Raw genomic sequence first — 10,373 nt, forward strand, 5'->3', positions numbered from 1 at the left:
TGCGGTGCAGCTTAGACACCTTCACCACACCGGAGGTCTTCGTCATGATCAAGACCCAACCAGCGTCAACAACGCTCGTGGTCAATACACCTAGGTCGTTGCCGGCCGGTAGGTGCACACGTGTACACCCGTGCTGCTGACCACGGTCGAGACCAGTTCGAAGGTGCGCAGTGCGCCGTCGGTGGGGTAGATCGTCTTTCCGCCGCCGAGGAGTACCGGCATGATCATGAGCCGCAGTTCGTCGACCAGTCCCTCGGCCAGGAGGGTGCGGGCGAGGGAGAGGCTGCCCATCACCACCAGGTCCCGGCCCTCGGTTCCGCGCAGCTTGCGGATCCGGTCCAGCGCCTGATCCGCCGGGATGAGGGTGGTGTTGTTCCAGGTCAGGTCGGATTCGCCGAGCGTGCCGGAGACGACGTGTTTGGCGACCGAGTTCATGTGGTCGGCGAAGGGGTCACCGGCTCGCCCGGGCCACGCCGCGGCCATGACCTGCCAGGTGCGGCGCCCGAAGAGCAGGGCTTCGGTGTCGGCGGCCCACTCGGCGAGGGCGCCGCCCATCACCTGCGGGTCGAAGAACGGGTGGGTCCAGCCACCGTGGGCGAACCCGCCGTCGGTGTCCTCGTCCGGGCCGCCCGGCCCCTGCATGACGCCGTCCAGACTCACGAATTCACCCAGCACGATACGCATCGAACCGTCTCGCTTTCTTGCTCAGTCGTTCAGTTGATTACTGGTCAGTCGGGTCCGCCGGGCCCGTCGCGTTCGTTGAAGGTCCCGGCGGTCCCGGCGGTCTCTTCCGGTGGGCACCGCAGGGGGTGCTTCGGCCGCCTCACAGGTGGTGGCCGTCCCCGGTCACCGGAGCCGGGGGTTCTTTGCCGGCCCGCCCCGCGAACGCGCGGGCCGGTCCGGGGCGCCTGCCCGGGCCTGTGGGGCCCCGGGCGGGCGGTGGTGTCGTCAGACGGTGCGGCGGTAGTGCAGGGCCACGTACGCGAGCAGCGCGAACATCACGGTCGTGCCGGTGGCTATGGTCACCGGGCCCGCCTGGCCGCCGCTCATCGCCCAGGCGTCGCCGGCCAGCTTCACGGTGGCGGCGACCCGGGAGGCGATGGCCAGCTTCCGGTTCCCGAGCCGGGAGAAGTGCCGGCCGAGCAGATAACCGGCCGCGATCATCGAGATGAAGGTGACCGACCCGGCGAGCATGTGCCCGTACGCGTGCCAGCTCATCGTCTCCGGGATGCCCTCCGGCGTTCCCACGGGGAAGCCGTCCGCGGGGTCCATCGTCAGCAGGCCGGCGGCGACCATGCCGATCCCGATCACCCGGACCAGCCGCGGGACCGCGACGCCGCCGGCCGTCCCCTGCATGACCCGGCGCAGCCCGGCCGCACCGGCGGTCGCCAGGATTCCGGCGATCACGAAGTTCGTGATCTGCAGCCAGCCGAGCGAGCCGGTGGCCAGCTGGCTGAGCGGGTGCCTGGTCGGCTCGAAGCCCTCACGGGTGAGCACCTGGGCGATGGACACGCCCACCCACAGCGGACCGGCGACGGCGACGCAGGCGAGCAGCTCACGGGTGCCGACCCTGCTGTGCCGGTCGGCGGCGGAGGCCCGGCCGGTGGTTGCTGCGGTACGCGGGAGACGGGTGGCGGTGTTCACGGCGGGCTCCTCCGGGAGGCGGGCTTCGGACTTCTTCTGCGGGGCTCACCTCTACGTCGATCCATCGATGTGACAGGGAACGTACGCATTCCCTGTCACATCGCGGCGGGGGGTGCGGAGCACTCGCCCGCCGCCGGACGCCCCTCGCGGACCCGGCGCCCGGAAACTCCCCCGGCGGTTCCCCCGGACCGTGCCAGGGTGGGCACATGACAGAGACGGGGACGGGGACGGGGGCGGCTGACGTGTTCGAGGGCGGGCCGGGGCCGCTGCACACGCACCGGATACGCGGGCGGGGGCGGAGCGCGCTGGTGCTGTGGGTCGGCGGCACGGGTGAGGACCCCGACCGGGTGCTGACGCTGCCCGGCGGTGGACGGCGCCGGGTACCCGTCTTCGTGACGGCCCGGCAGGCGCGGCTGTACGCGGACCGGCGGGGCCGGAGGCCCGTCGTTGCCGGGGCCGGCGTCCTGGACCTCACCCGCGTCCAGCGCTGGCTGGCGGACCCGGCGCGCCGACGGCTGCCCCCGTGGGACGTCCTGGACGCGTGGAACTTCTTCGAAGACCTGGACCGGGGGGTCGGGGGGAGGGCCCTGCCGCGGCAGGGCCCGGTGCACAACAGCGCCTACCGGAAACTGTTCGACGGCGAGTGCGCGACATGGACCCCTCACGAGCGGCGCGCGGTGCGGGAACTGCTCGCGGCCGGGACGGAGTTGTGGGAATTCTGCCCGGTGGTCGTCAATCCGCCCGCCCCCGGCCGGCAACGGGACCGCGCCCGGCGCCGTTCACGGGCGTCACGGGCGTGATGATCGAGGCGGCCGGCCCTCGTCGTAGGTGATCTTCTTCTCCTGGGCCTCTGCGCCGAGTCCGGCCTCTTCGGCGAGTGCCGCGTACGCAGCCGGGGTGGGCGAAGGCGGCGACACCGCGCTGGAAGGGAGCCGACAGCTTCTCCACCCCGGCCTCCGTGCCCGTCCCGGCCGGGACGGGGGCAGGCGGCTCGACCGGTGCGGTACCGAGCCCGGTCAACCGTTCCCGCTGTTCGCCGGTGAGCTGTTTCCAGACGGCCGGCTTCTGCTGCCGCGCCACCCACGCCCCCAGGTCGTCCCCCTCGAACAGCACACCGGGCTCGATGAACGGCAGCACTCCGCCCGGCTCCTCGGCGGCCGGGCCGCGGAGCACGGCACAGTGGCGCTGCCGGCCGGGCGGCCACGGGCACGCCCGGTCGGGGTCGATGGCGGTCATCTGCGCGGCCCGCTTCCCGGCCCGCTCGACGTCCTTCCCCGGCCCGCCTCCGCGGCGGAGGTGTGCTTGTAGCCGTCCGGCAGCCGCAGGGCGAGCCGCGCCTCGATCGCGTCCCGGTCGAAGGCATGCGGGGCGGAGGCGGGTGAGGGTGTCGGGGGCGGACACGTGCTGTCTCCAGGAAGAGGGAGAAGGGTTGGCCGGCGGCGCCGGGGACGCGGTTCGTCGTGTGCGGGGCCGATCGGGAAGTCCTCGATGCCGACCGCACGACCCCCACGCCGGACCCGCCCCGGACCCACGCCGGTCCCGCCCCGGTCCCGCCCCGCCCGAGCGGTTTGCCGGCTTCCTGTGCGCCGTGCCCGCCCCGGACCACGAGGAAGCCGCCGACTGCGGCGCGGCTCTTCCGTCGAGGTCTCGTGACCGTCCGGGCAGAACACGGCCCTCCCGGCGGCCGTGCTTGCCCGGACGGACCCCCGGCGAGCCGGAGCCCGTGTCTTCGCCGTCCCGGTCCTGTTCGCCCGACGCCACGGCGACATGTCAAGCAGCTCGCTGCAGTGGATCCGGCATGTGCTTGCCGTATCGCCCGGAGGCCGAGAACAGCCACCTTGTGTGACGGGTCCGGATACTGATGTGTGTCCATGACGAAGCGGATCAGGAGCCGGAGAGAGGGGATCGGTGAGTACTTCCCGTACGAAGAGCCGTCGGAGTGCGGGCGGCAGACGGAATGAGCGGCATGCGGTGGTGGTGGGCGGGAGCCTCGCGGGACTTCTTGCCGCTCATGCCCTCGCCGGGCACGCGGACCGGGTCACCGTCGTGGAGCGCGACCGGTTCCCGGAGGGTGTGGAGTCGCGTGCCGGGGTACCGCAGGGCCGGCACCCGCATGTCCTCCTGGAAGGCGGGCAGTCGGCCATGGAATCACTGCTGCCGGGCTTCCTCGCGGAGCTGGCGGCGGCGGGAGCGCCACGCGTGGGTCTGCCCTCCGACCTCGTGCTGCGGCAGGACGAGCGCTGGTTCCGGCGGCTGCCCGCCACCACACACATCCACACCGGATCCCGGGCACAGCTGGAGGAACTGGTCCGGCGGCGAGTTCTCGCCAATCCCGTGATCGAAGTGATCGACGGGACCGATGTACGCGGGCTCCTCGGCGACGCCTCCCGGGTACGGGGCGTACTGCTGCGGCCGCGCTCCGGCGACACCCGGGGGGAGCAGCGCGCCCTGGAGTCCGACCTCGTCGTCGATGCGTCGGGCAGCTGCACGAAGGCCGCGCAATGGCTCACGGCGATCGGAGCCGAGGCGGCGTACGAGGAGACCATCGACACAGGGCTCGCCTACGCCTCCCGCCTCTACCGCGGCAGGAGCGGTTCCCTCGACGGGGACACCGTCGGCTACTACGTCTATCCCAGCCCGGCCCAGGTCCATGCCGGCGGTGCGCTGCCACTGGAAGACGGCACCCACCTGGTCATCGTCTCGGGGTTGCGGGGCGACGAACCACCCACCCGGGAGGACGAGTTCGTGGCCTATGCGAAGAGGCTGCCGCATCCGCCCCTGCACCGGTGGCTGGACCAGGCCGAACCGCTCTCACCGGCGTTCGGCTACCGGCAGCCCTCGAACATCCGCCGTCGCTACGACCTTCCCGGCCGGCACCCGGCCGGTTTCCTCGCCACGGGCGACGCCCTGTGCACCTTCAACCCGGTCTACGGGCAGGGCATGGCTGTCGCGGCCATGAACGCGGTCGCCCTGCGCGACGCGCTGGCCGAACGGAGCCCGACCCCCACGACCCGCCGGGTCCACAAAGCGCTTCTGGCGGCGTCCCGGCAGGCGTGGGACATCTCCGCAGGGGCGGACCGCGAGATGCCCGGCGCCATCGGCACCGCGGTCGGCATCGGTCCCGCGGACCGCGCCGCCGGCTGGTATCTGCGGCGCGTCCAGGCCCGCTATCCCGGCGACCCCGTCGTGGGGCGCGCCTTCCGCTCCGTACTGACCCTCTCCGCTCCCGTCACCTCGCTGTTCACACCGTCCGTGGCCCGGGCCGTGCTGTTCCGGCCGCTCCCGGCGACCCCTGCCGGCCCGCCGATGACACCGGAAAGGTAGCGGCTACGGATCGGACGGAGGGCTCCGGCACACTGCGGTGACGACTCCGGCGGGAACCCCGGGGGAAGGACGCCGCGGCACATCGGATCGGCGGTGACGGCCAGGCAGGCGCCGTGGACCGCCGACGCGGATCGTGACCGGCGTGACGAAACTCCGCCGCCGCGTGACGGAAACCCGGCATCCGGGCATCGCTGCGCCGTGTGCGGGCGCCTCCCCCCGACCGGCGCGCGGCCGCCGCAGCGCGTGCCGGCAGCGGCAGTACCGGCGCGATGCGGCCCCCCCCGCTCGGCCCGGTCGGGGACGCGATCGGAGGTCCGGCCGGGGCGCGCCCGCGCCCGGCGGGCCGGAGCCGGGTGCGCTTCGACAGATGAGAGCGAGCCGCGAGTGACCGATTAGCCGGATTACCTGATATGTAATCAGTAGGGGGGATCTTCCTGCTCGCCCTCTATCTGTCCTGCGTATGATGCGCTGTCATTTTCCGTGCCATATTGCCCCGTTCATCTCGTTGAACCCATTCAGGGGAAGGCAGGAAAATGGGCAGGTTCAGGTACGGAGCCACGGCGTCGGCCATCGCGCTGGCCGCCTTGGGGTCGCTCTCGACCGCGGGAGGCACGGCTCACGCGGAAGCGGGTCAGGACACCATCAGCATGCTGAAGCAGGAGAAGTCCCAGTGGTGCTGGGTCGCCTCCGGGCTGACCATCGCCAAGTTCCAGGGCTTCGGCTCCACACAGACGGATTTCTGCAGCCGGGCCCAGCCCTACTACGGCTGCAACAACCAGCCCGCCACTCTCGACGACATGGCCAGGGGCTGGAGCAGCCTCGGAATGACCCGTACCGGCTCGGGCCTCAGCAGCGCGGCCACCTTCAACCAGGTGTACACCGATGTGAAGGCGGCCCGGCCGATCGGTGCCCGCATCGGGTGGACGTCCGGCGGCGGCCACATGAACGTCGTCTACGGCTTCGACACCTCCAACAACACGATCGCCGTGGCCGACCCCTGGCCGGACACCACCACATACACCTGGTGGAACTACAACGACTACGTGAGCAACAGCTCGTCCAAGTGGACCCATTCCCGCATCGGTATCTCCCGCTAAGGCAGGCGACATGCGCGACACCCGAATGTCCGGCAAGCGGGCGGCCTCCCGTATCTCCCGTCTGTCCATCGTCATCGCAGCGAGCGCGGCCGCGCTGCTGGCCGCCGTCGGCCCGGCGCACGCGAGCCCGGCCAAGGACCCGCTGCCGGCCGACATCCCCGACTATCAGGCCGCCCTCAACGCGGTGAAGTCCGCCGACGTCCGCAACGCCGTCTGCCGCTTCCTGCGCACCCCGCTGCCCACCGGCGACGCCGGCCAGCCGGTGCAGGCGATCCCCGAGACACCGGAGCCCTGCCGGGGCCTTCCGGTCTTCACCATCAAGGACCCGGTGGCACGGAACGAGATCACCCCCGGGTTCGTCGCGGGCACCGCCAAACCTCTGCCCGCCGAGGCGATCAAGCTGACACAGCTGGTCTCCTCACTGAGCACCACCGTCAACGGCCGCAACGTCACCGTCATGCTCGCCCCCAGCCAGGGCGGCGGCTGGCACCTGGCGGCCGTACGCGACGGCGACAGCGACGCCGCGTACGCGGGCAGGGCCACCGCGGGAACCCTGGTCTTCACCGAGCCGCAGATCCGCGGCTGGTACCAGCTCAAGCTCCTCACCGTCGAGCCCCTCAACGATCAGGCCCGGGAAGGACTGGGCGGCCAGGCATCGGTGTCGCTCGACAACTACCAGAGACTGGTCAAGGCCCGTTACGCCGACAAACTGCCCGGCTCCGAGTACGACAACACGGGCTACTCCAGCGGCTACAGCCTCCGGCGCACGCAGGACGACGCCTCGTCCTCCACCCTGCTCCTCGCCGGCGGTTCGGGCACGGCACTCGCCCTCGCGGGCGGAGCCGCCGTGTTCCGCCGGCGCCGCCGCGCGAGCACTGGCTGAGCCCAGCCCCGCAAACCGTTCCGTCAAGTCCCGCCCCGGCAGCCGGCCGGGACGGGACCCACCCCCGCCCGGCCGTACTACCAGCGCTTCCCCGCAGGGAAGGCCGCCAAGAGCCGGCCGCATCTCAAGTACAGGTCGGCACAGGACTCGCCAGCGGGGAGCGCCTCGCCGCGCTTGAGGCGGAACACGACCGGCCGGTGCCGCTCGGCGCGGTGCACATACGGGGCGTCCGACCTGCGGGGGCAAACAGAAAACGGGCCGTCGCGTCCGCGAGCAGCTTCAACACCGGCGCCCGCAACTCCGCGTCCGCCTTCTCCCCGTCGCCGGTACGAGACCGTACTCCCGGGCCAACTCCATTCCCCGCCGACGCGAAGGTACGCGAGCCGCGCCCCGCCGCCGGGCCGGGTGCCACGCCCGCGTCTGCCCTGCTCGGTTTCGGCCCCTGGGACAGCCGCCACCCGGTGCCCCCGGCCCGCCGGGCCCCACGGGCCCCGGCGGGCCTGCCGGCCGGCAATGGCTCCGAGGGAAGCAGCGAACAACCACCCGCCGCCCACTCCCTGCCGCGCTCACCGCCCGACTATCGTCGCTGCGTGACAGCTTCCCGCCCGCCCCGTCTGTTGCCGAGCCGCGCTGTGTCCGGCTCGGTGCCCGGAACTCAGGTCAGGCATGGGGATTGGGGGTACCAGTCGGCGAAGTCCTCGTCCTGCCACAGCCCGTCCAGCCGGTCACGCACCCATATCGCCGTCGTGCCGCCCGGGTTGCTCGCCCGCGCGACCTGCGCAGTCAGAGATGGGACCTGCTCACCGGAACGGGGGCGGAGCGACAACGGGCACCTCGACAACTGCATCGGTAGGCGGAACCACCCGAGCATGCCTGTTGATCATGCTGCCGCACCGAGAAACTCCAAGACCCCCGACAGAGTCAAGCTAAGGCGGCAGCTCTTCCAAACGGAAGTGCTACTACTCCTCGACCGCACCACGCTTCCTCACTGGCCCTGGGCGGGCCAGGCCGCCACGAGATCACGGCAGCTTGTGAAGCGGGGGCCCGGAACCGTCTCCTGGGTCACCTGACCGTTCAGCCAGCATATTTGGACGGTGTCGCTCTCGGTGTCGAGCGCGCAGCACACCCCACCGCTGGCGGCGGTGAGGCCGGTGAACACTGCTCTGATGCTGGCGGACCGCTCGAACAGCCGGCTCATCCCCGATGTGGCTGCGGTGAACTGCAGCGAGGCGTAACGAGGGTGAAGCGCGGGCGCGAACCGGATGGTGAGGTAGATGTACCCGATTTCAACCCGCCCGAGTTCGTCGAGTTCGAGGCCACGACCCTCGACGAACTCGCGTACCTCGTCATCGACGCCGACCATGATTGACGTGTCGAGTTCAAGCGTGCTGCCTGTGGAGCAATCGACTGGATCGCTTTTGAAGTGGGATGTGAACGGGACGACGAGCTGATCACCGCCAGGCATGGTCAGCGTAAGTGGTGGCACTTGACGGGTTCGGGGGGCCAGTTCGACGAGCTCGGCCAGCGTCCTGGCGACGTTCTGGGCAGGCGTAAAGATCTCGTAGCTGTAGTCAAGTCCCATGCAGTTCACTCCCCTGGGCCGCATCGCATCCTTACATGACATGCCCATAAGGACCTGAGCATTTCTGGGAGGTACGCCGATCCGACACTTCCCCTGAGCTTGTTTTTATCTACCAAGATCTTCCAGGTTTGCCGATGGCCTTGAGGGTCTCGGGGCGCTTGACGGTCTTGCCGACGTCGTAGCGGGGTGCCGGGTGCTTGTTCCTGGCGCCGGGTGGCCGTCCGGGGCCGGTTCCCCGGGGTTTGGGAACGCGGGCCGGGCAGGTGAGGTGGGCGCGGATGTTCCTGAACCCCCGGCGGACGCGGGCCGGGGTGAGCCGGTCGGAGGTGGCCGGTTTCTCCCAGGGCCGGCGTAGGTCCCGGGTGAGGGGCCGGGTGAGCCGGAGCTGAGTGTGGGCGACGATCAGGATCCAGGTCCAGCGGTCCGCCGCCTCGGGAGCACGGAGTCTCGGGGTGGCCCAGCCGAGGGTTTGCTTCGCGAAGCGGAAGGTGTGCTCCAGGTCGAAGCGGCGGAGGAACGCCTGCCAGAAGCGGTCCACGTCGTCCGGGGTGGCACTGGGTCTTCGAGGACCACAACCACACTGGCGGGGCATCACCACACTGGCGGGGCATCGCGGTCCTTCGACAGGTGCTCGACCTTCAGCCGCATCAGCGTCCCCTCGACCAGCGGTAGGTCGCCGTCGTGGTCGAGCCAGGAGGAGCGGTGGGTAAGCCGGGGGTGGACCCGGTCCCATGCCTGGGTCCGGGCCTTGCCGTAGTCGGTGGTGTCGGTGACCGTGGTGATCGCGGGCTCGGGCCAGGTCTCCGGCCTGGCGAAGCGGAACTCCGGGCCGTGCTTGGGTGGCCGGCCGTTCGTCCCCGGCTGGCGGAACGGCTTCGGCAGCCGCATGCCGAGCCGCGCCTCTACCGTGTCCCAGTCGGAGGCTCGCGGGGGAGCGGCGGGCGGCGAGCACAGGCGGGTGAGGGTGTCGAGAGCGGACACGCGCTGTCTTCAAGAGAGGGGTGACGAAAGCCGTAGCCGGGAGGCCGGGACGAAGGAGTCCCAGACGACCTGGGCGGGGTGACGCCAGCGGGCGGGCCCTCCGCGCCAGCGATACTCGTGAACAGCGAATACCCGGGGATCATCTGTTCAGCCTGAGACGCTCCTGGACCAGTTCACTGCTTTGCTGGACGCGGACGGCTACTTCCCCACCGAGGGCGGAAAGACCATCCAGATCCTCCAGCAACTCCTCAAGGTCGCTGTGACCATGCGGTGTAGCGAGTAGTTCTTCGGTTGCCTCCGCTACACGGTTCTCGCGGTCGATGATCAGGGCCTGAAGAAACGTCAAGTAGGCAGTAGAGACCTCATCCGGTGGGATTCCCGGAGACTCGATGAACTGCCCCCACTGATCCCGACAACCTTGCAACCGCCCTTCCACCATGTCGAGCATGAGCTTCTCAAACTCGCAGGCAAGGCTTTCGGGGTGAACCTCAACGGCATGCTCCAGGTCCACTCGTGCCCTCTCATACTCGCCCGCGAGCCGGTGCGCCCTGCCACGTTCGGCGAGTATCCAGTCCATGGTGGGGTTGATGTCGAGGGCGTTGGTGAGGTCGGTGACGGCTTGGTCGTACCGGCCCGCGAGCCGGTGTGCCTGGCCGCGGGAGCCCAGTGCCCAGGCGTTGGTGGGGTTGATGTCGAGGGCGTTGGTGAGGTCGGTGACGGCTTGGTCGTATTGGCCTGCTTGTCGGTGTGCTTCTCCGCGGAGTGCGAGTGCCCAGGCGTTGGTGGGGTTGATGTCGAGGGCGTTGGTGAGGTCGGTGACGGCTTGGTCGTATTGGCCTGCTTGTCGGTGTGCTTCTCCGCG

The 10,373-nt window shown here is 70.5% G+C and carries 9 protein-coding genes and 1 pseudogene; 4 read left to right on the plus strand and 6 right to left on the minus strand.

The annotated features are described in order from the left end of the window. Positions 1 to 90: 90 nt before the first annotated feature. Both ACFXG1_RS26550 and ACFXG1_RS26555 read right to left on the minus strand, forming a co-directional pair. The gene (locus tag ACFXG1_RS26550; RefSeq protein ID WP_384707277.1) at positions 91 to 684 is read right to left on the minus strand and encodes a dihydrofolate reductase family protein; all 594 of its coding nucleotides are present in this window, start codon (positions 682 to 684) and stop codon (positions 91 to 93) included. 264 nt (positions 685 to 948) lie between these two features. Continuing rightward, positions 949 to 1,644 (minus strand): DUF998 domain-containing protein, encoded by a 696-nt coding sequence (locus ACFXG1_RS26555; protein WP_384744848.1) that lies wholly within the window; start codon positions 1,642 to 1,644, stop codon positions 949 to 951. 206 nt (positions 1,645 to 1,850) lie between these two features. On the opposite strand from ACFXG1_RS26555, the gene ACFXG1_RS26560 reads away from it, so the two are divergent. Beyond that, entirely contained in the window at positions 1,851 to 2,444 is a 594-nt protein-coding gene (locus ACFXG1_RS26560; protein ID WP_384707271.1) for a hypothetical protein, read from the plus strand. On the opposite strand, the gene ACFXG1_RS26565 is transcribed toward ACFXG1_RS26560, so the two are convergent. Beyond that, positions 2,377 to 2,880, minus strand: coding sequence for a helicase associated domain-containing protein (locus tag ACFXG1_RS26565; protein ID WP_384707268.1), 504 nt, complete (start codon positions 2,878 to 2,880; stop codon positions 2,377 to 2,379). The genes ACFXG1_RS26560 and ACFXG1_RS26565 overlap by 68 nt on opposite strands. A gap of 741 nt (positions 2,881 to 3,621) precedes the next feature. Between ACFXG1_RS26565 and ACFXG1_RS26570 the strand changes: the two genes are divergently transcribed. From ACFXG1_RS26570 to ACFXG1_RS26580, 3 genes are all read left to right on the plus strand, one after another. Beyond that, entirely contained in the window at positions 3,622 to 4,968 is a 1,347-nt protein-coding gene (locus ACFXG1_RS26570; protein ID WP_384744864.1) for an NAD(P)/FAD-dependent oxidoreductase, read from the plus strand. 533 nt (positions 4,969 to 5,501) lie between these two features. Next, complete coding sequence (locus ACFXG1_RS26575) at positions 5,502 to 6,065, plus strand: papain-like cysteine protease family protein (protein WP_384707265.1); 564 nt, start codon at positions 5,502 to 5,504, stop codon at positions 6,063 to 6,065. Between the two features lie 10 nt (positions 6,066 to 6,075). Then, positions 6,076 to 6,948, plus strand: coding sequence for a hypothetical protein (locus tag ACFXG1_RS26580; RefSeq protein WP_384707262.1), 873 nt, complete (start codon positions 6,076 to 6,078; stop codon positions 6,946 to 6,948). 985 nt (positions 6,949 to 7,933) lie between these two features. On the opposite strand, the gene ACFXG1_RS26585 is transcribed toward ACFXG1_RS26580, so the two are convergent. From ACFXG1_RS26585 to ACFXG1_RS26595, 3 genes and pseudogenes are all read right to left on the minus strand, one after another. Continuing rightward, the gene (locus ACFXG1_RS26585) at positions 7,934 to 8,530 is read right to left on the minus strand and encodes a hypothetical protein (protein WP_384707259.1); all 597 of its coding nucleotides are present in this window, start codon (positions 8,528 to 8,530) and stop codon (positions 7,934 to 7,936) included. 109 nt (positions 8,531 to 8,639) lie between these two features. Then, positions 8,640 to 9,379, minus strand: a pseudogene (locus tag ACFXG1_RS26590) (transposase); the annotation flags it as partial. A gap of 271 nt (positions 9,380 to 9,650) precedes the next feature. Continuing rightward, positions 9,651 to 10,373: tetratricopeptide repeat protein (locus ACFXG1_RS26595; protein WP_384744851.1), on the minus strand; the 723-nt coding region annotated here is incomplete at its 5' end.

It is taken from the genome of Streptomyces sp. NPDC059248 (genome assembly GCF_042753905.1).
Lineage (GTDB): Bacteria > Actinomycetota > Actinomycetes > Streptomycetales > Streptomycetaceae > Streptomyces.